This window comes from Nioella aestuarii, from assembly GCF_050896395.1.
GTDB classification, from domain to species: Bacteria; Pseudomonadota; Alphaproteobacteria; order Rhodobacterales; family Rhodobacteraceae; genus Nioella; species Nioella aestuarii.
Window position 1 is genome coordinate 30,167 of sequence record NZ_JBPBBA010000019.1, and the last position, 24,504, is coordinate 54,670.

At 62.1% G+C, this 24,504-nt stretch carries 23 protein-coding genes; 11 read left to right on the forward strand and 12 right to left on the reverse strand.

Annotated features, from left to right (window positions below; genetic code table 11):
• Positions 1–38: 38 nt before the first annotated feature.
• The 4 genes from eno to ACROHD_RS12020 all read left to right on the forward strand — a co-directional run bounded on the left by eno (position 39) and on the right by ACROHD_RS12020 (position 3,696).
• A complete protein-coding gene (gene eno, locus ACROHD_RS12005; protein ID WP_432678128.1) occupies positions 39–1,313 on the forward strand; it encodes a phosphopyruvate hydratase in 1,275 nt (424 codons plus the stop codon).
• Positions 1,314–1,316: 3 nt separating this feature from the next.
• Positions 1,317–2,315 carry an alpha/beta fold hydrolase gene (locus tag ACROHD_RS12010; protein WP_432678129.1) on the forward strand — a complete coding sequence of 333 codons (999 nt, stop codon included), beginning with the start codon at positions 1,317–1,319 and terminating at the stop codon, positions 2,313–2,315.
• Between the two features lie 65 nt (positions 2,316–2,380).
• The gene (locus ACROHD_RS12015; protein WP_432678130.1) at positions 2,381–2,773 is read left to right on the forward strand and encodes a hypothetical protein; all 393 of its coding nucleotides are present in this window, start codon (positions 2,381–2,383) and stop codon (positions 2,771–2,773) included.
• Complete coding sequence (locus ACROHD_RS12020) at positions 2,770–3,696, forward strand: sterol desaturase family protein (protein ID WP_432678131.1); 927 nt, start codon at positions 2,770–2,772, stop codon at positions 3,694–3,696. The genes ACROHD_RS12015 and ACROHD_RS12020 overlap by 4 nt, the downstream gene beginning before the upstream one ends.
• Before the next feature lie 9 nt (positions 3,697–3,705).
• Here the strand turns inward: ACROHD_RS12020 and ACROHD_RS12025 are convergent, their stop codons facing one another.
• On the reverse strand, positions 3,706–4,131 hold the full coding sequence (locus ACROHD_RS12025; RefSeq protein ID WP_432678132.1) for a GFA family protein: 426 nt from the start codon (positions 4,129–4,131) through the stop codon (positions 3,706–3,708).
• Positions 4,132–4,334: 203 nt separating this feature from the next.
• Between ACROHD_RS12025 and ACROHD_RS12030 the strand changes: the two genes are divergently transcribed.
• From ACROHD_RS12030 to ACROHD_RS12040, 3 genes are all read left to right on the forward strand, one after another.
• A complete protein-coding gene (locus ACROHD_RS12030; protein WP_432678133.1) occupies positions 4,335–4,481 on the forward strand; it encodes a hypothetical protein in 147 nt (48 codons plus the stop codon).
• A 65-nt stretch (positions 4,482–4,546) separates the two neighbouring features.
• Positions 4,547–4,966: a cupin domain-containing protein gene (locus ACROHD_RS12035; RefSeq protein ID WP_432678134.1), complete on the forward strand. Its 420-nt coding sequence runs from the start codon at positions 4,547–4,549 to the stop codon at positions 4,964–4,966.
• Between the two features lies 1 nt (position 4,967).
• The gene (locus tag ACROHD_RS12040) at positions 4,968–5,858 is read left to right on the forward strand and encodes a fatty acid desaturase (protein ID WP_432678135.1); all 891 of its coding nucleotides are present in this window, start codon (positions 4,968–4,970) and stop codon (positions 5,856–5,858) included.
• On the opposite strand, the gene ACROHD_RS12045 is transcribed toward ACROHD_RS12040, so the two are convergent.
• Positions 5,855–6,949, reverse strand: a complete 1,095-nt coding sequence (locus ACROHD_RS12045; RefSeq protein ID WP_432678136.1) for an anhydro-N-acetylmuramic acid kinase — start codon at positions 6,947–6,949, stop codon at positions 5,855–5,857. The genes ACROHD_RS12040 and ACROHD_RS12045 overlap by 4 nt on opposite strands.
• A 54-nt stretch (positions 6,950–7,003) precedes the next feature.
• Here ACROHD_RS12045 and tyrS point away from each other — a divergent pair, with 54 nt between their 5' ends.
• The gene (tyrS, locus tag ACROHD_RS12050; RefSeq protein WP_432678137.1) at positions 7,004–8,257 is read left to right on the forward strand and encodes a tyrosine--tRNA ligase; all 1,254 of its coding nucleotides are present in this window, start codon (positions 7,004–7,006) and stop codon (positions 8,255–8,257) included.
• Between the two features lie 81 nt (positions 8,258–8,338).
• Here the strand turns inward: tyrS and ACROHD_RS12055 are convergent, their stop codons facing one another.
• Positions 8,339–9,262: an endonuclease/exonuclease/phosphatase family protein gene (locus ACROHD_RS12055; RefSeq protein WP_432678138.1), complete on the reverse strand. Its 924-nt coding sequence runs from the start codon at positions 9,260–9,262 to the stop codon at positions 8,339–8,341.
• Between the two features lie 84 nt (positions 9,263–9,346).
• On the reverse strand, positions 9,347–10,516 hold the full coding sequence (locus ACROHD_RS12060) for an N-acetylmuramoyl-L-alanine amidase (protein ID WP_432678139.1): 1,170 nt from the start codon (positions 10,514–10,516) through the stop codon (positions 9,347–9,349).
• Positions 10,517–10,729: 213 nt separating this feature from the next.
• Here ACROHD_RS12060 and ACROHD_RS12065 point away from each other — a divergent pair, with 213 nt between their 5' ends.
• The gene (locus ACROHD_RS12065; RefSeq protein ID WP_432678140.1) at positions 10,730–11,668 is read left to right on the forward strand and encodes an SRPBCC family protein; all 939 of its coding nucleotides are present in this window, start codon (positions 10,730–10,732) and stop codon (positions 11,666–11,668) included.
• Here ACROHD_RS12065 and ACROHD_RS12070 read toward each other — a convergent pair.
• On the reverse strand, positions 11,646–12,797 hold the full coding sequence (locus tag ACROHD_RS12070) for a pyridoxal phosphate-dependent aminotransferase (RefSeq protein ID WP_432678141.1): 1,152 nt from the start codon (positions 12,795–12,797) through the stop codon (positions 11,646–11,648). The two genes, ACROHD_RS12065 and ACROHD_RS12070, sit on opposite strands and share 23 nt — an antisense overlap.
• A gap of 52 nt (positions 12,798–12,849) precedes the next feature.
• Here ACROHD_RS12070 and ACROHD_RS12075 point away from each other — a divergent pair, with 52 nt between their 5' ends.
• Entirely contained in the window at positions 12,850–14,172 is a 1,323-nt protein-coding gene (locus ACROHD_RS12075) for a M48 family metalloprotease (protein ID WP_432678142.1), read from the forward strand.
• A 2-nt stretch (positions 14,173–14,174) separates the two neighbouring features.
• Positions 14,175–14,933 (forward strand): DsbA family protein, encoded by a 759-nt coding sequence (locus tag ACROHD_RS12080; RefSeq protein ID WP_432678143.1) that lies wholly within the window; start codon positions 14,175–14,177, stop codon positions 14,931–14,933.
• A gap of 75 nt (positions 14,934–15,008) precedes the next feature.
• Here the strand turns inward: ACROHD_RS12080 and ACROHD_RS12085 are convergent, their stop codons facing one another.
• The 7 genes from ACROHD_RS12085 to purC form a co-directional block, all read right to left on the reverse strand.
• A complete protein-coding gene (locus tag ACROHD_RS12085; RefSeq protein ID WP_432678145.1) occupies positions 15,009–17,852 on the reverse strand; it encodes an Rne/Rng family ribonuclease in 2,844 nt (947 codons plus the stop codon).
• 607 nt (positions 17,853–18,459) lie between these two features.
• Positions 18,460–19,779, reverse strand: coding sequence for a sigma-54-dependent transcriptional regulator (locus tag ACROHD_RS12090; protein ID WP_432678146.1), 1,320 nt, complete (start codon positions 19,777–19,779; stop codon positions 18,460–18,462).
• Between the two features lie 19 nt (positions 19,780–19,798).
• Positions 19,799–21,565, reverse strand: coding sequence for a sensor histidine kinase (locus ACROHD_RS12095; protein ID WP_432678148.1), 1,767 nt, complete (start codon positions 21,563–21,565; stop codon positions 19,799–19,801).
• Between the two features lie 40 nt (positions 21,566–21,605).
• On the reverse strand, positions 21,606–22,274 hold the full coding sequence (gene purQ / locus ACROHD_RS12100; protein ID WP_432678149.1) for a phosphoribosylformylglycinamidine synthase subunit PurQ: 669 nt from the start codon (positions 22,272–22,274) through the stop codon (positions 21,606–21,608).
• Positions 22,275–22,344: 70 nt separating this feature from the next.
• On the reverse strand, positions 22,345–23,388 hold the full coding sequence (locus ACROHD_RS12105) for a zinc-dependent alcohol dehydrogenase family protein (RefSeq protein ID WP_432678172.1): 1,044 nt from the start codon (positions 23,386–23,388) through the stop codon (positions 22,345–22,347).
• 5 nt (positions 23,389–23,393) lie between these two features.
• Complete coding sequence (gene purS / locus ACROHD_RS12110) at positions 23,394–23,624, reverse strand: phosphoribosylformylglycinamidine synthase subunit PurS (protein WP_432678150.1); 231 nt, start codon at positions 23,622–23,624, stop codon at positions 23,394–23,396.
• 79 nt (positions 23,625–23,703) lie between these two features.
• Positions 23,704–24,465, reverse strand: coding sequence for a phosphoribosylaminoimidazolesuccinocarboxamide synthase (gene purC, locus ACROHD_RS12115; RefSeq protein WP_432678151.1), 762 nt, complete (start codon positions 24,463–24,465; stop codon positions 23,704–23,706).
• Between the last annotated feature and the right edge of the window lie 39 nt (positions 24,466–24,504).

Sequence of the window (24,504 nt, forward strand, 5' to 3'; positions counted from 1 at the left end):
TGCACGACCCATTCCTGTTCGTCAGAGGATAAAATCCCATGAGTACCATCATCGACATCCATGCCCGCGAAATTCTGGATAGCCGCGGCAACCCGACCGTCGAGGTCGACGTGACCCTTGAAGACGGCACCATGGGCCGCGCCGCCGTGCCCTCGGGCGCATCGACCGGCGTGCACGAGGCCGTGGAAAAGCGCGATGGCGACAAGGCGCGCTATATGGGCAAGGGCGTGCTGGAAGCCGTGGCCGCCGTAAACGGCGAACTGGCCGAAGCTCTGGTCGGCTTTGATGCCACCGAACAGGCCGCCATCGACGCGGCAATGATCGAACTGGATGGCACTGACAACAAGGGCCGCCTCGGCGCCAACGCCATTCTGGGCGTGAGCCTCGCCGTGGCAAAAGCCGCCGCTGACTACACCGGTCAACCGCTGTATCGCTATGTCGGTGGAACCTCTGCCCGGGTTTTGCCGGTGCCGATGATGAACATCATCAATGGCGGCGAACATGCCGACAACCCGATCGACATTCAGGAATTCATGATCATGCCCGTCAGCGCGGCGAATATCCGCGAAGCTGTGCGCATGGGGTCCGAGGTTTTCCACACCCTGAAGAAAGAGCTGTCGGCTGCGGGCCTTGCCACCGGTGTGGGCGACGAGGGCGGCTTTGCCCCCAACCTGAGCTCCACCCGTGACGCGCTTGATTTCATTCTGAAATCCATCGAGAAAGCAGGATACAAAGCGGGCGAAGACATCATGCTCGCGCTTGACTGCGCGGCGACCGAATACTTCAAGGATGGCAAGTATGAGATGGCCGGTGAGGGCATCAGCCTGACCCCCGCCGAAAACGTCGCCTATCTGGAAGCGCTGGTAAATGACTACCCGATCCTGTCCATCGAGGACGGCTGTTCCGAGGATGACTGGGAAGGATGGAAACTGCTGACCGACGCCATCGGCGATCGCGTGCAGCTGGTGGGCGACGACCTGTTCGTGACCAACCCTGCCCGTCTGGCCATGGGGATCGAACAGGGCGCTGCGAACTCGCTTCTGGTAAAGGTCAACCAGATCGGCACCCTGTCCGAAACGCTGGCAGCTGTTGATTTGGCCCATCGCAACCGGATGACCTGCGTCATGTCGCACCGGTCCGGCGAGACCGAGGACGCCACGATTGCGGACCTCGCCGTTGCCACCAATTGCGGTCAGATCAAAACCGGATCGCTGGCGCGTTCTGACCGGCTGGCGAAATACAACCAGCTGATCCGCATCGAAGAAGCTTTGGGTGAAACGGCGGAATATGCGGGCCGCTCGATCCTGCGCTGACCGATGCGGCGGGTTCTTCGTGGCATAGGTTTTCTGATTGCGCTCCTGCTCATCGCAGTGGGGGCACTCTATGTCGGGACCATGGGGGAGTATCCCGTGCCCGCCACCGTCAGCGATGACGCCGCCCTGCCCCGGATCGAGGTTGGCGGCGTCGCCCTGCACGCAGAAAGCTTCGGCGACCCGGAAAACCCCGCGATTGTCGTGCTGCATGGCGGACCGGGGGCGGATTACCGGTCTCTTCTGCCCTTGCAGGCGCTGTCTGACAGCTATCACGTCACCTTCTACGACCAACGCGGTGCGGGCCTGTCAGAGCGGGTGCCCGCTGAGGACCTGACCTTTGAGACCCATATCACCGAATTGGAAGGCGTGCTCGACCTCGTCAGCCCTGACGCCCCCGTGATCCTGATCGGTCATAGCTGGGGCGCGATGCTGGCCAGCGCTTTTCTGAGCGCACAGCCCGACCGGGTGGCCTCGGCGGTTCTGATCGAACCGGGCTTCTTGTCGGCGGCAGAGGCCGATGCCTGGGGCGCACGGTCGCAAGAGATCATTCAGCAGCCGCTGATGTTATGGCGCGGGCTGCGCACCGGGTTTGAATCTGCCCATGTGGACGGGCCGGATGCCGCCGCCGCTCAGGATTACCTGATTGGCCGGATGATGGGGTTCTTCGCCTCTGATCCGCTGACCGGTTATGCCTGTGCGGGCGAGAGCTATGACAGCCCCAGCTGGCGCGCGGGCGGCATCGCGGGTCAGGCGGTGCAAACGCAGGCATCTGACGCGAATTTCGACGCGCTCGGCGGCAATGCACGCCGTTTCCCGGGCCGTGTCCTGTTGATCGCAGGGGCCTGTTCCACCTGGATCGGTGAAGACCACCAGCGCGGGCATCTGCCGCTTTATGCGGATGCGCGGCTTGTCGTGATCCCGGACGCGGGCCATGACAGTGTCGATGATGCGCCCGAAGCGGTGATCACTGAGATCCGCAACTTCGTGAACGCGGCCCCTTGACGCCACGCCACGTTTGACAGCCCCCGTCCCCGCCCGGTTTGATACGCCGCGGGAGGAGACGGGCCATGCCCCTGCATATCTTGATCATATTGGTGGTGGGCGGCATCGGCCTGATCGCCCTGTTGACCCATTTTCTGGGTCTCTCTCGTGCCCTGCGCCTGACGTCCGCGGACGAGGCCCGGACCGCTTGGCTGCGTGGCTGGCCCGAGGATACCGTCACCGCCGCCCATATTGCCCCGGATGGCAGCGCAGCCCTTGTTGAAACCGACCACGGCCTTGGCATCGTTTTCGTACTTGGCGCGGACAGCTGCGCGCACCGGCTGGATGGCTCGGACATCCACGAAACCCCCGGCGGCCTGCGCATCCTGTTCCACGATTTCGCCACGCCGCGCCTTGACGTGGCGCTGGACCCCGAAGCCCTTACCCATTGGCGACAGATCCTGTCGGAGAAAAGATGACCGACCAACTGACCTATCCCGACGTCGTCCAATACGCCGTACCCTTCTTCATCGCCGCGATTCTGGTGGAGCTTCTGTGGATCGTCCTCAAAGGCAAGGGCGGGCGCTATGAAACGCGGGATGCGGTCACATCCCTGATCATGGGTGCGGGCAATGTCGCCAGCGGCATCGCGCTTGGCTTCATCGCCTGGGGCTTTTTCATGGTGTTGTGGCAGATCACGCCGCTGGACCTGGGCACATCTTGGTGGGTCGTGGCGCTGTGTTTCGTGCTGGATGATTTGCGCTACTATTGGGTGCACCGCTTCGGCCACCGGATCAGGTGGGTCTGGGCGAGCCACGTGAATCACCATTCCAGCCAGCATTACAACCTGACCACGGCGCTGCGTCAGACCTGGACCTATACGTTCACCTTCATGATGGTCGTCCGTGCACCGCTGATCCTTCTTGGCTTTCACCCGGCCATGGTTCTGTTCGTGGGCGGGCTAAACCTGATCTACCAGTTCTGGATTCACACCGAGGCGATCGGCAAACTGCCCCGCTGGTTTGAGGCCGTGATGAACACGCCCTCACATCATCGCGTCCACCATGGCCGCAACGCACGCTATCTCGACTGCAACTATGCGGGCGTTTTCATCATCTGGGACCGAATGTTCGGCACCTTCGTGCCAGAGTTGGAAGAGGACCGCGTCGATTACGGCCTCGTCCACAACCTGGGCACTTTCAATCCGCTGCGCGTCGCCTTCCACGAATGGGTGGGCATCTTCAAAGACATGACACAGCGCGGCCTAACCCTGCGCGAGCGGCTGATGTATGCTGTCGCTCCGCCGGGCTGGAGCCACGACGGCAGCCGCCAGACCTCGGAAGGCATCAAGGCAAGCCACCTTGAACGCCATCCCGAGGATCGGGGCACACCGGGGTTTTAAAGCGGCGGGCTACTCTTCCACCATCTCCCCGCTGCCGCCGAATTCTGCCGGGAAATCCCTGAATTTCGGAAGGCCATCTTTCATCGGCAAGACGGTCTCGGCATAGTTCACATGAACGCCGGGGGCGAATTTCAACGAAGGAATGGTCGCGGCATAGACATCTGTCAGCCCCAACCCCGGATGGTCGGTCATGACGTGACCACCGCATTCGGTGCAATATTGGCGTCCGCTGTTCTCCGTCTTCATGAACCGGGCCAGCTTGTCCGCGCCTTTGGTCACTTTCACCGCATCCGGCTGCCAAAGGGTAAACGCATTAACCGGCCCTGCCGACCAGGATCTGCAAGATTCGCAGTGGCAATAGCCCATGCCTTCGGGGTCTCCCTCGACCTCGATTTCAACTGCTCCACAAAAACACTGTCCACGATGTACCGGCATAGTTCCCTCCCTCATGTCTTGGGAATGTTAGAAGTATGCCCCTCGTCCGACCCCCAGGATAACACAGCTGGTGTGATTTCTCCTAACCACGCCGCAATCGGTTTGCAGGGGCATTTATTGACACAGATCATTACCGACATGTCTGATCCCGATCATGATTTCGGTGAGCCTGGAAAGAACCGGCTCCGAAATGGAGGTGACCCATGAACAAGTTTCTTTATGCCCTCGCCATCCTCGGCTTTCTGGCAGCGTGTACGCCGCCCGATACCTACCCCATATCCGGCGAGGAATGCGGACCGGATGATCCGGTGCAGGACATGTCCGCGCATGATTGCGATCTTCCGATCTGAGCGAGGTTTTCAATCCCCGGTCCCTCGCCTAAGGTTTCGCCAAAGGGTATCGGGGGCCGGGACGCATGACCGCTGAGGAAATCATCGCAACACTCGGGCTTGAGCCGCATCCAGAGGGCGGACATTACCGTCAGACCTGGGAGGCAGAGAACGATGGTCGGGCCACCGGCACCTGTATCTTTTTTCTTCTGAAAGAGGGTGAGGCGAGCCATTGGCACAAGGTCGATGCCGCCGAGATCTGGCTATTCCACGCGGGCGCGCCGCTGGTCCTGTCGATCAGCGAAACGGATGATGGCCCTGCCACCGACCACCTGCTGACGCCGGACCTGACCCGGGGCCGCCCGCAGATCCTCGTTCCCCCACACCATTGGCAGGCGGCGCGGACGACGGGTGATTACACGTTGGTCAGCTGCGCGGTTTCGCCGGGGTTCCAGTTCGACGGATTCGATCTTGCCCCGCCCGGATTCGACATCCCGAGGGGCTGAGATGGATCACAAGTCCGCCCTTGCGGCACTTCCGACCGAGCGCAAGGCGGCCCTGCAGGAACGCTCCGATCTGCGGGGCCTTCTGCACCTCGCCGGGCATGTCGGGCTGATCGTGGGCTTTCAACTGATTATCGCTCTCCGCCTGCCCTTGTGGCAGCTGGCGCTGCTGCCGCTTGGCATTCTGACGGTGTTTCTCTTCACCCTCAGCCACGAATGCACACACTACACGCCCTTCAAGTCGCGCTGGCTGAATGACGCTCTAGGCCATGCAACCAGCCTGCCCCTGATGCTGCCCTTCACCTGGTTTCGCTATTTCCACCTGGCGCATCACAAACACACCAACGACCCCGAGCGCGACCCGGAATTGGAACACGGGCCACGCCCCGAAACATGGCCGCAATTCCTGATCTACCTCAGCGGATGGGGCTATTGGCGGGGCATGGCGAGAACGCTGTGGCGCAATGCCTTTGGCAGCATCGACGCCCCCTACCTGCCCGCCCGCCAGCATGGTACGATCCGGCGCGAGGCGCGGGTGCTGCTTGCGCTTTATGCGCTGATCGGGCTGAGCCTGCTCTGGTCGCCGCTGGCGCTGTGGCTCTGGATTGTGCCGGTGCTGATCGGGCAGCCGTTCCTACGGCTCTACCTGCTGGCCGAACATGGCCGCTGTCCGCCGGTGGCCAATATGCTGGAAAACTCCCGCACCACCTATGCGGGCTGGCCAGTGCGCTTCATCGCGTGGAATATGCCCTTCCATGCGGAACATCACAGTTTCCCGAACGTGCCGTTCCACAAGCTGCCGGAACTTAACCGCGACCTTGCACCGTTGTTGCAAAGCACATCGCCCAGCTATCCGGCCTTCGCCAAGGACTATGCGGACAACCTGCGCCCCTAGCTGCGCGGCCGGCTGATCCGTCCGCCGCCCACTTGCGCGGCGACTCCCGTGGTCATCGGGCCCGAGGTCGACATCTTGCGCACCACCCGCACGGCGAGGAATGCAAAGGCCTGCGCCTCCAGCATGTCGCCGTTCAGCCCGACCTCCTCGACCGGATCAACCGGGCAGGACAACGCGCCCGCCAAACCCTGCATCATCGCCGCATTGTGCCGCCCACCACCGCAGACCAGAACGCGGGTGGGTGGTATGGGGCAATGGCGCAGCCCCTCTGCCACGCAGGCCACAGTGACCGCCACCAGGGTCGCGGCGGCATCTGCATCCGACAAAGCATCCACCCGCGAACAAAGATCATTAAAATCATTTCTGTCCAATGACTTCGGAGGCATCCTTGACATGAACGGTCGGCGCAAGGCTGCCTCTACGATGCTGTGATCCACCGTCCCTGACAGTGCCAGCGCGCCGCCCTCATCCCGTGTCACGCCACGGCGGGCGCTTAGCAGGTCGTCTAGGGGCGCATTCCCCGGACCGGAATCGAAAGCCAGAACCGCGCCATCCTTCTCCGGTCCTTCAAGCCGGGGATCGACCCAGGTCAGGTTCCCCACACCGCCGAGATTGAGAAACACAAGCGGCTCGGTCGCGCCGATCCATTTGGCACAGGCGAAATGGTAGTAAGGGGCCAGTGGCGCGCCCTCACCGCCCAACTGCACGTCAGACGACCGGAAATCCCAGACCACCGGCAGCCCCAACACATCGGCCAATACCTGGCCATTACCCGCCTGATGGGTGCCACGTCCTTGCGGATCATGGGCGAGTGTCTGGCCGTGAAATCCCACCATCTCGGCGCCCTTTAGCCGCGACAGAACCGCGGCATGGGCGGTTTCGACCACCTCTGCCGCGGCCTCGACGCCTGCATCACCCGACCATTTTCCAAACGCCGCGCGGATCACCTCGCGCTCCTCATCGCGATAGGCCCGATAGCGGGTTTCTCCGAATTCATATATGCGCCGCCCGTCGGTCTTCAGCAAAGCCGCGTCTACGCCATCAAGGGATGTACCCGACATCGCGCCTGCAACCCATATCGGCCCTTCCATCATGGCTTCCTTCCCGCTATCACGCCGCCATTCCTATCATTGGACGGACGAGACATGACCTACCACCCCAAATCCGACTTCATGCGCGTGATGATCGAGCGCGGCTTCATGGCCGACTGCACCGATTATCAGGGCCTTGACGAAGCGCTGATCAAGGGCGTGGTGCCGGCCTATATCGGCTTTGACGCGACGGCGAAGTCGCTGCATGTGGGCAGCCTGATCCAGATCATGATGCTGCGCTGGCTGCAAAAGACCGGGCACAAGCCGATCACCCTGATGGGCGGGGGCACGACGAAAGTGGGCGACCCCAGTTTCCGCGCAGATGAGCGCCCCTTGCTGACGCCCGACCAGATCGACGACAACATTGCCGGGATCAAGCAAGTCTTCTCGAACTACGTTACGTATGGCGACGGCCCGGCCGATGCGCTGATGCTGAACAATGACGAATGGCTGGCAGATCTGAACTACCTCGATTTCCTGCGCGATATCGGGCGGCATTTCTCGGTCAATCGGATGCTGTCATTCGAGTCCGTGAAATCGCGTCTTGATCGGGAACAGAGCCTCAGCTTCCTAGAATTCAACTACATGATCCTGCAGGCTTATGACTTCCTGGAACTCAATCGCCGTTATGGCTGCCTGTTGCAGATGGGCGGGTCGGACCAGTGGGGCAATATCGTGAACGGCATCGACCTGACCCGCCGGGTGCTGGATCATGAGATCTATGGCCTCACCTCGCCGCTGCTGACCACCTCGGACGGCAAGAAGATGGGCAAGTCAGCCGATGGCGCGGTCTGGCTGAACGCGGAAATGCGCTCGCCTTACGAGTTCTGGCAGTTCTGGCGTAACACGACTGATGCGGATGTGGGGCGGTTCCTGAAGCTGTATACCGAGCTTCCGATCGAAGAATGCGACCGTCTTGGCGCGCTGGAAGGGTCCGAGATCAACGAGGCCAAGATCGTGCTGGCCAACGAGGTGACGACCCTTCTGCACGGGGCCGAGGCCGCGGCAGCAGCAGAAGCAACCGCGCGTGAGGTCTTCGAGAAGGGCGGCACCGGCGACGATCTGCCCACCCTGACCCTGACCGCCACCGACATTGGCGACGGGATCTCGATTGTACAGCTGATCACACGAGCGGGACTGGCAAAGTCGGGCAAAGAGGCCAAGCGGTTGATTTCGGACAACGGTGCGCGTCTGAACGACGAGCCGCTGACGGATTCGGGTCTGATGATTTCAGCAGCCGATCTAGCTGAACCGATCAAGCTTAGCGCCGGGAAAAAGCGCCATGCGCTGGTGATGTTGGAGGGCTGAGCGCCATGCTCTGGCGCTTGTCAATGGAACACAGGCAAGCGCCAGAAGCCGGAAATCAGCCCTGCATGTGACCTGATGCTGTCATCCGTCGTTCACAAGGTCGACCCAGACCGGATGATGATCTGACGGCCAGAGATCCCCCTGGCGCACCCGAAGCACAGTCGCAGGGCCGATGGCTGCGATCCCGTCTGCGTGCAGGATATGATCGATGGCGGGAAACAGATTGAGTCCCGCGTTGAAGTGAAAGCTGGACCCGGTCGAGGGCACCAAGGTTAACCCCGCACGGTTCAGGTGCCGAACGGAGCCAGAACCGGCAAGCTCGTTGAAGTCGCCCAGGACGATTACCGCATCCCCGCGCTGCGTTGCTTCGTTCACAAGCTCCTGCGCCTTATCCGCCCCTGTCAAACGCCGAAGCCGGTCAGTAAAATGCAGGTGCAGGTTGATCACGGTCATCCTTCGCCCTGTCATCCGGTCCCGAAACCGCGCCCAGGTGATCCGGTCGGCATAGCCTGCAAAGGCCCCTGATATTCCTGGCGTTTCGGGCAATTGCGCGCACCCCTCTTCGAGCAGGGTCAGTCGCGCACGCCTGAAAAAGACCGGCTGTCCGGTTTCGGCTCTCAGGCTGCATGTCGCGGCCGCACTGCCATACTCGGGCATCTGCTGTGTCAGCCACTCTCTCTGGATGGGCGGATGACCCTGCGGTTCCCCGGTCCAGCTTTCCATCTCCTGAAACGCAATCAGATCAGCATCTATCTGTTGCAGGGCCGCCAGAACCAGGGGGCGGCGTTCCTGCCATGCATCCGGGCCTCTTGGATGGTCCACGCCTGACTGTGTCAGGTCGAGATAGCGAATATTGTACGTGGCAACCCGCAGGGCGTGATCCGGTCGGAGGGGCGTTTGCGGGCCGTCGGGCTCAAACGCCGCGCAGCCCGCCATAAATGGAAGAGGCACAAGAGCCGACATTCCCCCCAGTAATGTGCGCCGTCTGCTGAGAATGATCGCCATGCCCCCAAAATGTCCCCTCGGCCGGAACCTTGCGGTGACCATGCCAGAGCGGTGAGGCCAGGTCGAGCTTGACGCGCGCCGCCCCTATTGACGCAGCAGGGCTGACTGGGCCTGGTCCTCGGCAGCCCAGGCTACCAATGCATCCCGGATCGCCTCTTGCGCCTGTTCCCGCCAAGTCGCGTCCATCAGATTTGCCAGGTCTTCCGCGTCGGACAAAAAGCCAAGCTCGATCAGGACGGAGGGGATATCGGCAGCCTTCAGCACCGAGAACCCGGCCTCCAGACGGGGATGCCGATGCAGGTTCGCGCCCGCATTATCAAGCGCTGCAACGATGTGGTCGGCCAGCGCCTCGGATCGAGGGGCGTTTTCCAGCCGGGCCAGGTCCAGCAGCACTCCTGCCACTTCGTCATCGCTGCCCGCAAGATCGACGCCCGCCAGCAGATCGGCACGGTCATGGGCCTCTGCCAATGCCTCTGATGCCGCATCCGAGGCGGTTTCGGACAAGGTGTAAACCGTCGCCCCGCGTGCTCTGCCTGCTTCCAACGCATCAGCGTGCAGCGATAGGAAGGCCTGAGCGCCAGCGCTGCGCGCGATGGTCACCCGCTCGGGCAGCGACACGAACCAGTCGCCTTCCCGCGTCAGAACCACGTCGAACAAGCCCGACCGCAGAAGCACCTCGCGCAGTTCGATGGCAAAGACCAGCATCAGGTCGGCCTCATCCTGTCCACGCCGTTGCGCTCCGGGGTCAACGCCGCCATGACCGGGATCAAGCGCGATCATGATAGGTCCGCCTTCAGGTCGGGCCGGCGGGGCAGTGTCAGCAACAGGAACCGGCGGCAGGCGCACGCCTGGCGGGGTATGGGCCGCAAGTTCGGCAAACTCATCTGCCGATACCGGTGAAAGCCTGAGACGAACATGGGCGGTGCCGTCGGTGTCGTCGGTTTCCATCCCGGCCTGGGCGATCTCCATCGGGCGGTCGAGGGACAGCACCATACGCGACCAACCGGCATCACCGCGCCCCATGGCCACGGCTGTCACCTGATCTGCGTCATCGAAGTCAGGGCCAAGCGCGGCCCAGTTCACCTCGCGAAAATCGAGCACCACGCGTTCCGGCTCATCCAGCACGAATACCCGGTACGGCACGGCCTGAGTCAGGGAGAGATCAAGCACCACGTCCCGCCCGTCATCTTCCAGACGGCTGTCATCGGCAAGAACCCGCGCAAGTGCCCTGAGATCCTGCGCCGCGGCGGGCATGACTGACAAGAAAATCACAATAAAAACAAAGACTGCCCGGATCATCGGTCTTCCGCCGAAGGTTGCTGTTCTTGGCAGGATAGCAGGTCCGCTGCCATGCCCCAAGCCATGCCCGCACGCAAGTTTCATGAAATGGCGCGGGACTTGCCTTATTCTTCCCGCAAACCGGCTTCAGGATCGGATCAATGTGAACCAGTTGTTGCCGAGAGACATATGAAACCGACTCTTCTTCACCACGCTGCTTACCGGATTTACCGGCTGCGCCGCCTGATTTCCGTTTCAGTTCTGGTGGTTGTACTGGGGGCGGTTCTGTCCTTGGCAATCTCTCCTGACTTCAATCTCTTTCGCGATCCGCTGAACCTGTTTCTGCTGATGCTGGTATGGGGGGGAATCGTGTCCAGTGCGGCGGTGGCCTTTCCGGCTGGCTGGATCGACGTTCTGACCGCTTCGGTCGCATTCGCGCTGTTGCTGCTGGCAACACCCTATCTGCAACTCGCCGTAATGGGCGCGCCAATTGTCGAAGGCGGCATTAGCGATCACATGGCGATTCTGTTGATGTCGCTGGCTTGGTTCATGGTCTGGCTGCTGGTTATGGCCCTGTTCATTTATGCGGGCCAGAATCTGCCCATGGGCAAGCGCAAGCACCATACGCGGGTGTTCTGCCCTGCCCCGCCCGATCGTGTGCGCCGGGCCCTGTGCCCGCTGCCAGACACCACTGTGGCCGGTCGCATCTGTGGACCCGAGGAACCGAGCGGCTTTTTCCCGGTCCGGTACGAAACGGCGGCCCCAAACGGCGACAGTTTTGCTATCGCCCGCCAGGCACATAGCTATCGCTATCGCATCTTGCACGAAGACCGTTTGACCCGGCAATCAGAGGCCACCGTCAGGCTGGAAGGCCGCCAAAGCCGGTCAGAGATCTTCGAAAGGCTGGAACCGGTCGAGGGTGGCACGCTGTATACCCTTGTCGAGAAGCACGACCATTTCAACCTGCTGTCCGCCATCGGCTTCTGGATCAACGACTTCGGCGCAGACCATGCGCTGGCCTATCTGGACGAGGCCGAAGGCCACCCGTCGCTGGCGATTTTCAATCAACGCCAGCGCAGCCCGATTTCCATCGTGTCGCGGCTGTTCAAGAAGACCGGGACGCCATGAACGTCTGAAGCCGGGCGATCCCTTCCCGGATATCCTCTGTCGAGCGTGCGTAGGAAAACCGCAGGGTGGTTGCCCCCCGGATCGGGTCAAAGTCGAGCCCAGGCGTCACCGCCACCCCCGCATCGCGCAGGATCTCCGCACAGAAGGCAAGCGAGTCGCCGGTGTGATCCGAGACATCCGCATAGACATAGAACGCCCCGTCCGCAGGTGCGACCTTGTCAAATCCCGCTTGTGCAAGCCCCTCCAGCATCAGCTGCCGGTTCGCGGTGTAGACCTCGCGATGCGCGTCCAGTTCTGCCCGGCCCTCTGGCGATAGCGCCCCAAGCGCTGCAACCTGTGCCGCATGGGGCGGGCAGATGAACATGTTCTGCGCCAGACGCTCGACTATGCGCACATGATCCTCTGGCACCACCAGCCAGCCAAGCCGCCAGCCTGTCATGGAAAAATACTTTGAGAAGGAATTGACCACGTAGAGATCGTTGGACATCTCAAGCGCAGATATCGCCCGCCCCTCATATTGCAGCCCGTGGTAGATCTCGTCCGAGATCATGGCAATGTTCCGATCTGCACAGGCGCCGACCAGATCACCAAGAGCCGGTTTGTCCAGCATCGTGCCCGACGGGTTCGCAGGCGAGGCCACGATCAGGCCCGCCATATCTTCGGTCAGATCGCCCGGCACCGGCTGATAGCGGTTGGCCTCAGTTGTCTGGAACCCGACCGGCGTCAGGCTCAGCGCCTTCAGGATCTGGCGATAGCTGGGATAGCCGGGTTCACCCAAGCCCACCTTTTCGCCCGCATCAAAGAGCGCCGTAAACGCCAGCAGAAAGGCCCCTGAAGCGCCCGCCGTCAGAACGATCCGACCGGGATCGAGATCAACCCCGTACCATTCATCATAAAGCGCTGCGATGCCCGCCCGCAGGTCGGGTCTGCCCAGGGCGACGGTATATCCAAGCGGCCCTTTCTCCATCTCGGCGGAAAGGCGCGCACGGGCAGCAGCAGGCGCGCCGGACCCCGGCTGGCCCACTTCCATGTGAATAATATGGCGTCCGGCCTCCTCTGCCGCGCGCGCCTGTTCCATCACATCCATCACGATAAAGGGATCAACGCCGGAGCGCCTTGAATATCGCATCTGCCTCTCCTTAAGCTGGCAAAGGTTGAACCAGTCAAAGACAGGAAGGTCAATGTCACTTCTCGCCCGCCTAACGGCCCTGATCCTGTTCCTGTCCACCATGGCCGCGCAGGCGCAAAGCATCATCCGCGATGCCGAGATCGAACACGGGCTACAGGCCCTCGCCGCGCCCATTCTGCGGGCGGCGGGTTTGCCCAGTTCGGTGCGGATCATCGTTGTCAATGACAGCTCGCTGAACGCCTTCGTCGTGGATACCAACCATATCTTCATTCATTCCGGCCTGCTGATGCGGCTGGAAGAACCGGCACAAGTTCAGGCGGTCATTGCCCACGAAGCCGCCCATATCGCCAGCGGTCATTTCACACGGCGCGCAGCCAATGTGGGCCATGCCAATACGGTGGCGCGCATCGGGCTGCTGCTTGGGGTTGCGGCGGGCGTGGCTACCGGCGATTCCTCTGCCGGTTTCGGCGTCCTTGCTGGCACCACCGCGGCGGCACAGCGCGTGCTTTTCGCCCATACCCGCGCGGAAGAGGCCAGCGCCGACACCGCTGGCATCCGCTTCATGATTACGGCCGGAGTGGATCCGACTGCGATGCTGGACGTACTGGATATCTTTCGCGGGCAAGAGGCGCTGTCGGTTGGTCGTCAGGATCCGTACCTGCTGACCCACCCGATGACACGCGAACGCCTGCGCGCCGTGCGTGCACTGGTGGCCGGTCACGAAGGGGGCGAGCCGGACAATACATCCATGTACTGGTTCCAGCGCATGTCCGGCAAGCTGACCGCGTTTTTACGCGCTCCCGGCTGGACCCTGCGCCGGGTCGGACGCAACGACACTTCCGAAATCGCCCGCCTGCGCCGCGCCATCGCCTATCACCGACAGCCCGATACCGACCGCGCCATGGCAGAGGTCGACGCGCTGGTCGCGATGCGCCCCAACGACCCCTATTATCATGAGCTGCGCGGTCAGATCCTGTATGAATCCCGGCTTTATGCCAATGCGGTCGCGGCCTATGCCAGGGCTGTCGAGCTTGCACCGCGCGAACCGCTGATCCTTGCGGGATATGGCCGGGCGCTTTTGGCCGCTGACACCGCCTCGGGCAACCGGCAGGCGCTGGAGGTGCTGAACCGCGCCCGCGCCCGTGACCCGTTCAACCCGCGCCTGCTGCGCGACCTTGGCCTTGCCCATGCCCGGCTTGGCCAGAATGGCATGGCCTCGGTCGCGACAGCCGAACGATACGCCCTTCAGGGGCGCTTTGATGATGCCCAGATCCACGCTAACCGCGCCTCGGGCCTTCTGCCACAAGGCAGCCCGGGGTGGCTGCGGGCGCAGGATGTGCTAGGTGTTGCCCAAACCGTCTTGAACCGGAGATAGACATGAAGAGATTTGCCCCCGCCGCGCTGGCTTTTGCCGCGGCCCTGACCGCCGCGCCGCTGGCCGCGGATGGGATCGCCGACATGAGCGATGCCGAGCGCGCCACATTCCGTGCAGAAGTCCGTGACTACCTGCTGGAGCATCCCGAGGTGCTGCTGGAGGCGATCGCCGTCCTGGAAGAACGTCAGGCTCAGGCTGAAACCGTTCAGGATCAGGCCATGGTGCTGGCCAATGCCGAGGCGCTTTTCGACAGCCAGTTTGACTGGGAAGGCGGCAACCCGGATGGCGATATCGTGCTGGTCGAGTTCATGGATTATCGTTGCGGCTATTGCCGCCGAGCACAGCCCGATGTGGAACGGCTGATCTCCTCTGACGGCAATATCCGTTACATCGTCAAGGAATTCCCGATCCTTGGCGACGAATCCGTCATGGCCTCGCGCTTTGCCATCTCGACGCGCCAGAACATCGGCGACGATGCCTACGAACTGGTGCATGTGGCGCTGATGCAGATGCGCGCCGAAGTGACCGAGGACAGCCTGCGCCGACTGGCCGAAGGGCTGGAGCTTGATGCCGACGTTATTCTTGCGGGCATGGATGCGCCAGAAGTGGACCAGGTGATTGCCGCGAACCACGCATTGGCCGGGGTGCTGCAAATCTCTGGTACGCCGACTTTCGTGATGAACGACCAGCTGCTGCGTGGCTACCTGCCTTATGAGGGCATGGCAGCTTTGGCGGCGGAAATCCGGTCCCAGACCAACTGACGCTTCCTAGCTATTCTAAGCAGAAAGCCCCGGGTCATCCCCGGGGCTTTTTGATTGCGTCGGATCAGGGCTGGATCAGCCCATTGACCACCAACCGCGTTTTTTCGGGCGATCGTCATCAAGCGTGTCGTTCGCCACTGCCGCAGCGGGTTCAGGCTCTGCCTCGGATACGACAGGTTCTGCCTCCGGGGTTGCCTCTTCCTCTGCCACGGCGGCTGCCTGGGTTGTTTCAACCTCTGGCTCCGGTGCAGCGGCAGGTTCTTCCTGCGGGGCGGCTGCTTCCTCTGGCGATTCCACTTCTGCCGGAGCCTCTGGCGCTGTCTCTTCCGCCGCAGCATCAGTTTCAGCCACTTGCGCCGGGGTCTCCACTTCAGGCGCAGCGTCCGGCTCTGCCGGGGTTTCCGCGTCCGCGGATGGCGCTTCAGCCTCCGCAACCACGGGTTCCTCGACCTTCTTCTTGCGGCGGGTGCGTGGCTTGCGCTTGGGCTTTTCCTCGGCTGCCGGTGCTGGCGTCTCAGCTTCGGCTGGTGCCTCGGCGGCAACCTCTGCCACGACCTCTGCCGGCGCGTCCGCAGGTGCGGTGCCTTCGGCAGTCACGGACTCGGCTTCCGCCTGTTCTGCTTCACGGTTCTCACCGTTCTCGCCGTTTTCGCCGTTTTCACCATTGTCCGTCTTGCGGCGCCCGCGCCCGCCACGACGGCGACGGCGCTTTTTCTTGGGCTGATCATCCGTCGCCTCGGGCGCTTCCGCCTCGGGGACCGCTTCGGCGGCCTCCTCGGCTGCAACCTCTTCGGCGATGGTGTCCATCAAGGCGCTGTCCATCGAGATGACCGGGGCAGCTGCTGCAACCCGACGGGTGGCTGTCTTGAACTTCTCAATCTTGAAATCCGGCGACACGAGCATCGGGTCCGCTTCGATCCGGATCGACATGCCATAGCGCGCCTCGATCTCGGCCAGGTATTCGCGCTTGGCGTTCATGATGAAGTTCACGATACCCACGGGCGCCGTTACCAGGACCTCTCGCGAGCGGCGGCGCGTGCCTTCCTCTTCCAACTGGCGCAGAATGCTGAGCGCAAGACTGTCGTCCGAACGCACCAAACCGGTGCCATGGCAGGCGTGGCAGGGCTGCGTCGTTGCCTCAAGCATACCGGGGCGCAGGCGCTGGCGGCTCATTTCCAACAGGCCAAAGCCCGAGATACGACCCACCTGGATACGGGCGCGGTCGGTTTTCAACTTGTCCTTCAGACGCTTTTCCACGGCGGCGTTGTTGCGCCGTTCATCCATGTCGATGAAGTCGATGACGATCAGACCGGCCAAATCGCGCAGGCGCAACTGACGGGCAACCTCTTCGGCGGCCTCAAGGTTGGTCTTGGTCGCCGTGTCCTCGATCGACGCTTCCTTGGTGGCGCGGCCAGAGTTCACATCAATGGCGACCAGCGCCTCGGTCACACCGATCACGATGTACCCGCCCGAGCGCAGCTGCACCACCGGGTTGAACATGTCGGCCAGATAACCCTCGACCTGATGGCGCGCAAAGAGCGGCATCGGTTCGTTGTAGTGTTTCACGTTCTTGGCGTGGGACGGCATGATCATCTTCATGAAGTCCTTGGCATGGCGGTAGCCACGCTCGCCCTCGACCAGAACCTCGTCGATATCGCGGTTATAGAGATCGCGGATCGACCGGTGGATCAGGTCGCCTTCTTGATAGATCGCCGCCGGTGCAATGGATTTCAGGGTCAGATCGCGGACCTGTTCCCACTGGCGTTGCAGATATTCATAGTCGCGCTTGATCTCGGACTTGGTGCGCTTGGCACCGGCTGTCCGCACGATCAGCCCCGCGCCCTGCGGCACGTCGAGCGACACCGCGATTTCCTTAAGCTTCTTGCGGTCCACCGCATTGGTGATCTTGCGGGAAATGCCACCGCCACGCGCGGTGTTGGGCATCAGAACGCAATATCGGCCTGCAAGGCTCAGATAGGTGGTCAGCGCGGCGCCCTTGTTGCCACGCTCTTCTTTGACGACCTGCACCAGCATGATCTGGCGAACTTTGACCACTTCCTGAATCTTGTAGCGGCGTGGGCGTGGCTTGCGCACCGGACGAATATCTTCGTGGTCATCATCATCGGCCACGGTCGAGATATTGGGGTCAACATCGGCGGCATCCGCGATGGTGTCATCGCCTGCATCGCTATCGTCATCCGCGCTGTCGTCATCCGCAGCCTCGGTGCTGGTATCAGCCTCGTCACCATCATCGGCATCAGCCTCTGAGTCTGCCGCTTCGGCAGGGGCTTCAACGGCTTCGACAGCTGGCGTGTCTTCCTCCGGTGCTGCGTCAACTGACGCGTCGGACTCTGCATCAGACGATATGTCCTGCGGCTTTTCGGCTGCGTCGGGGGCATCGGCTGCCATCGGTGCAACCAGCGTCGTTTCCTCTTCGTCAGACGACAGATCAACCACATCCATTCCGGACGGAGAGCCGCGCTTGCCGCCCTCAACCTCGCCCGTGGTCACCGCATCGCTGCGGCTATCGGCGGCCTGTGTCTCGCTGCCGTTTGCGGGCTTGCGACGGCGACGGCGCGACCGCTTGGGTCTGTTTTCAGCATCCGCCTCAGCCTCGGCCTGAGCGCGGGCGTATTCCTGTTCCTCCGCGATCAGCGCTTCGCGATCGGCGGTTGGTATCTGGTAGTAATCGGGGTGAATTTCCGAAAAAGCGAGGAATCCGTGGCGGTTGCCACCATAATCCACAAAGGCAGCCTGCAACGAGGGTTCGACCCGCGTGACTTTTGCCAGATATATGTTTCCTGCCAGTTGCCGCTTGTTCAGTGACTCGAAATCGAATTCCTCGACCTTGTTTCCGTCAGCCACGACGACGCGGGTCTCTTCCGCGTGCGTGGCATCGATGAGCATTTTCTTAGCCATGTGATCCTTGCACATGAACCCCGGATCGGCGCGCCAGGTGGCGCGCTTCCCGTGAATCCAAGCTGTCCTGAAAGGGCGACGGCGGCGGCGCACCCGGACGGGGCGCGGGCATCTGCCCTGCCTTGCCGTCCCTCAACTCTGCGCACGCGTTGCATCGCGGTTTATCTCCGATGGCCGGTCATCGCCTGCCACCCGTTATTTCGCCCGAAACCCGGGCAATTTCTGTGTCAGGACCATCCCGGCCCCGGTGATCTTCCCGAAAACCGCGCCGCTTTTTCGCGCGCCGGAGATCGGTCAGAGAAACTTTGCGCAAGGCCCTTAAACACCGGACCTGCAATTTGTGACATTAAGGGCACTTCCGGGGGGATTACAATGGCAATTCGTCATCTGACGGTTGCATGCAGGGCGCCATTTGCGGGTGCAACCAGCCGTGGCTCTGGTTCTTGGCCGAAATGTTCAAGCCGAAGGCACTGCAGCCTCTCAGCTCTCACCATGGCTGTGATTTTCAATACGCCATGCCATCCGCGCCCAAGCGGCGGGCGAAGCCACCCCCTTGTGGGTTGGTTGAGAGCGACGCCCCCCGGTCCGCCAGCTTGCTGGCGAATTATCAGAGATAGTCCGACCTGCTGAGCCCGTATTTGGCCATCTTCTCGTTCAATGTCCGGCGCGGCAGGCACAGCTCTTCCATGACGCTGGCGATAGATCCGCGATGGCGACGCATGGTGTTGTCGATCAGCATCCGCTCAAACGCTTCTACATATTCCTTAAGCGGCTTGCCCTCGCTGCTCATCTGCGATCCGGTCTCCTCACCTTCGCTCATCAGAAGCGAGGCAATCGACCCCGATCCGCGTCGTTGCTGCAGGATCGCGCGCTCCGAGATATTGATCAGCTGGCGCACGTTGCCGGGCCACGGTGCTTGCAGCAGCTGTGCGGCCTCCTGTGCCGTCACCTGCGGCGCGTCGGTGCCGTATTCTTCGGCGAACTGCTCACCAAAGCGATTGAACAGCGTCAGAATATCCTCACCGCGCGCGCGTAGCGGCGGCAGGTCGATGCGCATGGCGGCAAGACGATAGAACAGATCAGGACGCAGCGCCTGTTCGCAGCCGGTGTCCGGGTCCGGCGCGTTGCAGATCGCAACGATCCGGGTCTCTGCAGGGGTGCCCATGTCCTCAATGGTTTTCAAAAGCCGTGCCTGAAGAGCCTGCGGCAACGCCTCCACCCCTTCCAACAGCAAAGATCCCCCGCGCGCCTGCTCGATAAGGGGCAGGTCCTGCCCCTCGCCCACGGGGCCAAACAGCATCGCGCCAAGCGCCGCCTCGTCATGCGCCGCACAGGCGACCGAGACCAGCGGCTTTCCCGCGCGCGGGCCCACGGCATGTAGCGCATGGGCCACCAGAGTCTTGCCGGTGCCGGTTTCCCCGGTAATCAGAACGTGGCCATCCGCCTGACCCAGATCCAAGATGTCCTCGCGCAGCCGCTCCATCACAGGTGAAGACCCAATCAGCTTGCGCATCAGAACGGTGCCATCCGACAGCTCTTTGCGCAGCGCCCGGTTGTCGAGCGTCAGACGGCGGGTCTGACCTGCGCGCTTGGCAAGCTCGGTCATCCGGTCGGGGTTGAACGGTTTTTCCAGGAAGTCATAGGCCCCAAGCCGCATCGCCTCCACCGCCATGGGCACATCGCCATGACCGGTGATCATGATTACCGGCAGGCTGCTGTCCATGCCCATCAGGCGTTTCAGAAAGGCCATGCCGTCCATGCCCGGCATCTTGATGTCGGTGACCACAACCCCGGAATAGTCCGGGCCGATATTCTTCAGCGCCTCTTCGGCGCTGCCATAGGTCTCGGTCTGAAAGCCCGACAGCGCCAGCCATTGGCTGATCGACTGGCGCATGTCCTGTTCGTCATCGACGATTGCAATCCGCATGGCTCTTCCTCTGTTTCATTTACTCGGCGGCGGCGCTGCCGTGATCTGCCCGTGGCAGGCGCACTTCGAAGACGGCGCCGCCCTGATCCCCATTGCGCGCGGTCAGCCGCCCGCCGAGATCCTTGACGATGCCGGACGAAATGGCGAGCCCGAGGCCCACCCCGTCGCCGGGTTTCTTTGTCGTGTAGAATGGCTCGAACAAAGCGTCGAGATCGTCAATACCCCGTCCGTTGTCGCGCACGGTCAGCACAACCTCGTCACCCTCCGCAACAATCAGGTCCAGTTCACGCACGTCCTCGCCCTTCATTGCGTCCAGAGCATTGCGCAGCAGGTTGATGATCACCTGCTCCAATCGCAGCCGGTCGGCCATAACCAGTACCGGCTGACGCGGGATGCTCTGTGTGATCTCGACCGTCATCTTCCGAAGCTGCGGTTCCATCATCGTCAGGGCCGAGCTGAGCGCCTCGCGCATATCGACCTCCTGAAACGCCTCGCCGCCCTTTCTGGCATAGGATTTCAGCTGCCTTGTGATGGCCCCCATCCGGTCGATCAGATCGTCGATCCGCTGGAACGAGGACAGCGCCTCTTCCGACCGTCGGCGTTGCAAGAGCAGCTTGGCTCCGGCCAGGTAGGTCTTCATCGCCGCAAGGGGCTGGTTCAGCTCGTGGCTGACCGCGGCAGACATTTCGCCAAGCGCCGCGAGTTTGGAGCTTTGGGCAAGGCTTTGTTCCGCCTCTTCGAGGGTCTTTTCGACCTTCTGACGTTCGGCGATTTCCCGCTGTAGCCGGTCATTCAACCGGCGAAGCTCCGCCGATTCCCGTTGAAAGACAACCGATTGCAGCCTGGCCCTGCGACTGAGCAAATAGAACGCCGCCGCCAGAAACAACGCGAATCCCATGATCTCCAGCGCCAGGACCCCGTTCACGCGTTCCCGGACCGAGTCGTAGGCCGTGAACGAAACAAGCATCCAGCCCCGAAACGGGATGCGACTTTCAAGTCTCAGAGTAGACGAGCCGCTGAAATATGGTCCGGGATTGGCAAACGCCCAGTCCCCTGCCGCTTCGATCGCACGCTCGATAGCACTGTCAGGCGACTGCACCGCGACGGCTTCCGCTTCGTTGCGGCCCCGCCAACGCGGCTCCGTCGACAGGATGATCCGACCTTCCGAATTGGCGACGAACACCGCCTCTGACGTGCCGCGCCAGCGGTCGGAAAGACGCCCCAGATCGACACGAACAAGGATAACTCCGAGCAGTAGAGAGTCATCCTCGACCCGCCGCGAGAAGGTGAAATTAAAGGCGCCCGTATCCAGTTCCGTGGTCGTGAACACCGTGTCGTTCGATCGCTGCGCTTCAACAAAATAAGGCTGATCGCGGTGTTGTTCTCCGATCTGATGCCGGTCTGTCGCCGCCACCACACGCCCTTCGCGATCCAGAAGCTCAATCGAGGCCGCGCCGATTTCCTCCCGGTAAGAGATCAGCCGCTGCGACGTGGTGGAAAACTCTCCGACGGACAGAGCGCGCACCAAAGTGGGATCGCGTGACAACAATAGCGGCACGACGGAATTGCGCTGAAGTTCCGAGATGATCGAGCCGGAATAAAGCGCCAGCCGCAGTTCCGCCCGGTTGCGGGTGGTCTCGGTAAAGCGGTCTGTGAGCCAGATGTTAGAGACCCAGACGACAACCCCGGCAACCGCCAGGAACACGACCAGAAGACCGCGCAAGATCCATGCACGGCGCCCTGACGATGCTCGCAGGGCCACATCAGAACGCAGCGGCCTGTTCATGAAGTAAATCTAGGGGTTTGACGGCAGAGCCTCAAGCCCGTCAGGCTGCGACAAGCGCCTGTGACAGCCCGGTGAACATCGCCCACCCGTCGGTACCGCCATGGTTGGCGTCGACGACCCGTTCGGGGTGGGGCATCATGCCAAGCACCCGGCGGTTTTCAGATAGCACCCCTGCAATGTCATCGGTCGCGCCGTTGGGGTTGCCCACATAGCGAAAGGCAACGCGATCATCGGCCTTGAGCGCCGCCAGCCCGTCCGCGTCGATGACATAGTTGCCATCATGATGCGCCAGCGGGATGTCGATCTGCTGACCTTTGGCATACCCTTGCGTGAACACGCTGTTGCTGGTTTCGACCGAAAGCGTCTGCATCCGGCAGATGAATTTCAGCCCCGCATTGCGCATCAGCGCGCCGGGCAGCAAACCGGTTTCGCAAAGCACCTGAAAACCGTTGCAGATGCCAAGGGCATAGCCGCCCCGGTTCACATGCGCCGCAACCGCCTGCATGACCGGCGATTGCCCGGCAATGGCCCCGCAGCGGAGGTAGTCGCCAAAGGAAAATCCGCCAGGAATGCCCACGATATCGACGCCCTCAGGCAGCGTCGGATCCTTGTGCCAAACCATGTCGACCGAGAACCCCGCCTTGCGGAAGGCCACGGCCAGATCACGGTCGCAGTTTGAACCGGGGAAGACGATGACGGCAGCTTTCATGGGGGCACCTTTCCTTGGGTGGCGATCTTGATCCGCCCCTTACCGCAAATGCGGGCGGGGGCAAAGGGGCCTATCGCGTGAAATCGGTGATCACGGCCACGCCAGGCGGGGTCGGCCCGTCAAAAGCGGCCAGTTCGGCGCTGGCATCCGACAGGCTCACGCGGCGGGCAATCATCGGGGTCAGGTCCAGCGCACCCCCTTCAATGAGCGACAGCAGCGAGGGATAGCGCCAGGACGGCATACCGCGCGTGCCGTAGATGGCAAGTTGCCCGGAATAGACCGCATCCCATGGCAACGTCATATTGACGTGATCCCCGGCCGGCATTCCGACTTGCACCATGCGCCCAAGCTTTCGCAATGATTTCATGGCATTGATCGTGGTCACTTCGAATCCGAGCGCCTCAACCGCCAGATCTGCGCCGCCTTTGGTGATTTCCCTGATCTCGCCCACGGGATCGGCCCCGGCCGCGTTGACAGCTGCATCAATGCCAAGTTCGCGCGCGTGATCCAGTTTTTCCTGCACCACGTCCGCGACGACAACACGCGCGCCAAGCGCCTTGCCAATAAGGGCTGCGGCCAGGCCGATGCCGCCTACTCCCCAGATTGCCAGCCACTCCCCCGGACGAAGCGCCGCACGCCCCGTCAAAGCGTGCCAGGCGGTCGTGACCCGGCACCCAAGCGCGGCGGCAAGGGCGGGGTCCATCCCCTCTGGCAGACTGGTCAGGTTGGCATCCGCCCGCGCCACCGCCAGCCTTTGGGCAAAAGCACCTGGGGCGGTGAAGCCGGGAATGATCTGTGTGGCACAGACAGTCTGATGACCGGCACGACAATCCGGGCAGGTGCCACAAGCCAGGATAAAGGGAGCAATGACCCGGTCACCAACCCGCCACTGGCTGACCTCGCGGCCAACTTCGCACACCACGCCGCAATATTCGTGTCCAGGGATCTGCGGCAGCGGCACGTCGGGTTCATGCCCGCCCCAAAGATGCCAGTCGGACCGGCAGATGCCACAGGCCAGCACGTCCAGCACCACCCCATCGGGCGGACATTCCGGGTCGGGCAGGTCCGTGACCTGCAAGGCCGTGCGGGGCTGGATCAGCTGCGCGGCCCGCATCAGGTTCAGCCCATGGCGATCGAGTAGCTCTCGATCACCGTATTGGCGAGCAGTTTTTCGCACATCGCCTTGACCGTGTCCTCAGAGGTGCCATCGGCCAGATCGAGCTCGATCACCTTGCCCTGGCGGACACCCTCGACGCCGTCGAAGCCCAAAGCCCCAAGCGCGTGGCGCACGGCCTCGCCCTGCGGGTCCAGAACGCCTTGTTTCAGCATTACGGTCACGGTTGCGCGCATCGCCCCTGCCCTTTTCTTCTTGGTCCAAATACTCAATCGGCGCGCGCTGATCACGCGCGCATCGGTTCATTTCGCCAGCTTAGTTCACCAGCGTCGGCTTGCCACCGTGACCGGTGCTGGTGGGCATCACGCCAAGGCGACGGGCCACTTCCGTGTACGCGTCGGTCAGGCTGCCCAGATCGCGGCGGAACACGTCCTTGTCCAGCTTCTGGCCGGTCTCAATGTCCCACAGGCGGCAACTGTCGGGGCTGATTTCATCGGCTACGATCAACCGCATGAAATCGCCATCCCAGGCGCGGCCGATCTCGATCTTGAAATCGACCAGACGAATGCCGACGCCCATCATCATGCCAGACATGAAGTCGTTCACCCGCAGGGCCAGCGCGACGATATCGTCGAGATCCTGCTGCGAGGCCCATCCAAATGCGATGATGTATTCCTCGGGCACCAGAGGATCGCCCAGTTCGTCGTTCTTGTAGGAAAACTCGATGATCGGACGCGGCAGCTGTGTGCCTTCTTCCATCCCCAGGCGCTTTGCCATCGACCCGGCGGCGAAGTTGCGCACGATCACTTCCAGCGGGATGATCTCGACCTGGCGGATCAGTTGTTCGCGCATGTTGATGCGGCGGATGAAATGGGTCGGCACGCCGATATTGTTCAGCCCGTTCATGAAGAATTCAGACAAACGGTTGTTCAGAACGCCCTTGCCTTCGATGGTCGCCTTCTTCTCGGCGTTGAAGGCAGTGGCGTCATCCTTGAAGTACTGAACCAGAGTTCCCGGTTCCGGGCCTTCATACAGGATCTTCGCTTTGCCTTCGTAGACCTTTTTGCGCCGTGCCATGTGCTTGTCTTCTCCGAATCCATCACCCGGCGCCCCAGG

Coding starts and splice junctions, on each gene's coding strand:
- ACROHD_RS12065 (WP_432678140.1), top strand. CDS start 10,730: ATGAAACCGACTCTTCTTCACCACGCTGCTTACCGGATTTACCGGCTG.
- tyrS (WP_432678137.1), top strand. CDS start 7,004: ATGACCTACCACCCCAAATCCGACTTCATGCGCGTGATGATCGAGCGC.
- eno (WP_432678128.1), top strand. CDS start 39: ATGAGTACCATCATCGACATCCATGCCCGCGAAATTCTGGATAGCCGC.
- ACROHD_RS12025 (WP_432678132.1), bottom strand. CDS start 4,131: ATGCCGGTACATCGTGGACAGTGTTTTTGTGGAGCAGTTGAAATCGAG.
- ACROHD_RS12020 (WP_432678131.1), top strand. CDS start 2,770: ATGACCGACCAACTGACCTATCCCGACGTCGTCCAATACGCCGTACCC.
- ACROHD_RS12055 (WP_432678138.1), bottom strand. CDS start 9,262: ATGGCGATCATTCTCAGCAGACGGCGCACATTACTGGGGGGAATGTCG.
- ACROHD_RS12095 (WP_432678148.1), bottom strand. CDS start 21,565: ATGAACAGGCCGCTGCGTTCTGATGTGGCCCTGCGAGCATCGTCAGGG.
- ACROHD_RS12040 (WP_432678135.1), top strand. CDS start 4,968: ATGGATCACAAGTCCGCCCTTGCGGCACTTCCGACCGAGCGCAAGGCG.
- ACROHD_RS12075 (WP_432678142.1), top strand. CDS start 12,850: ATGTCACTTCTCGCCCGCCTAACGGCCCTGATCCTGTTCCTGTCCACC.
- ACROHD_RS12010 (WP_432678129.1), top strand. CDS start 1,317: ATGCGGCGGGTTCTTCGTGGCATAGGTTTTCTGATTGCGCTCCTGCTC.
- purS (WP_432678150.1), bottom strand. CDS start 23,624: ATGCGCGCAACCGTGACCGTAATGCTGAAACAAGGCGTTCTGGACCCG.
- ACROHD_RS12090 (WP_432678146.1), bottom strand. CDS start 19,779: ATGCGGATTGCAATCGTCGATGACGAACAGGACATGCGCCAGTCGATC.
- ACROHD_RS12015 (WP_432678130.1), top strand. CDS start 2,381: ATGCCCCTGCATATCTTGATCATATTGGTGGTGGGCGGCATCGGCCTG.
- ACROHD_RS12105 (WP_432678172.1), bottom strand. CDS start 23,388: ATGCGGGCCGCGCAGCTGATCCAGCCCCGCACGGCCTTGCAGGTCACG.
- purQ (WP_432678149.1), bottom strand. CDS start 22,274: ATGAAAGCTGCCGTCATCGTCTTCCCCGGTTCAAACTGCGACCGTGAT.
- ACROHD_RS12070 (WP_432678141.1), bottom strand. CDS start 12,797: ATGCGATATTCAAGGCGCTCCGGCGTTGATCCCTTTATCGTGATGGAT.
- ACROHD_RS12085 (WP_432678145.1), bottom strand. CDS start 17,852: ATGGCTAAGAAAATGCTCATCGATGCCACGCACGCGGAAGAGACCCGC.
- ACROHD_RS12060 (WP_432678139.1), bottom strand. CDS start 10,516: ATGCCCGCCGCGGCGCAGGATCTCAGGGCACTTGCGCGGGTTCTTGCC.
- ACROHD_RS12030 (WP_432678133.1), top strand. CDS start 4,335: ATGAACAAGTTTCTTTATGCCCTCGCCATCCTCGGCTTTCTGGCAGCG.
- ACROHD_RS12080 (WP_432678143.1), top strand. CDS start 14,175: ATGAAGAGATTTGCCCCCGCCGCGCTGGCTTTTGCCGCGGCCCTGACC.
- purC (WP_432678151.1), bottom strand. CDS start 24,465: ATGGCACGGCGCAAAAAGGTCTACGAAGGCAAAGCGAAGATCCTGTAT.
- ACROHD_RS12045 (WP_432678136.1), bottom strand. CDS start 6,949: ATGGAAGGGCCGATATGGGTTGCAGGCGCGATGTCGGGTACATCCCTT.
- ACROHD_RS12035 (WP_432678134.1), top strand. CDS start 4,547: ATGACCGCTGAGGAAATCATCGCAACACTCGGGCTTGAGCCGCATCCA.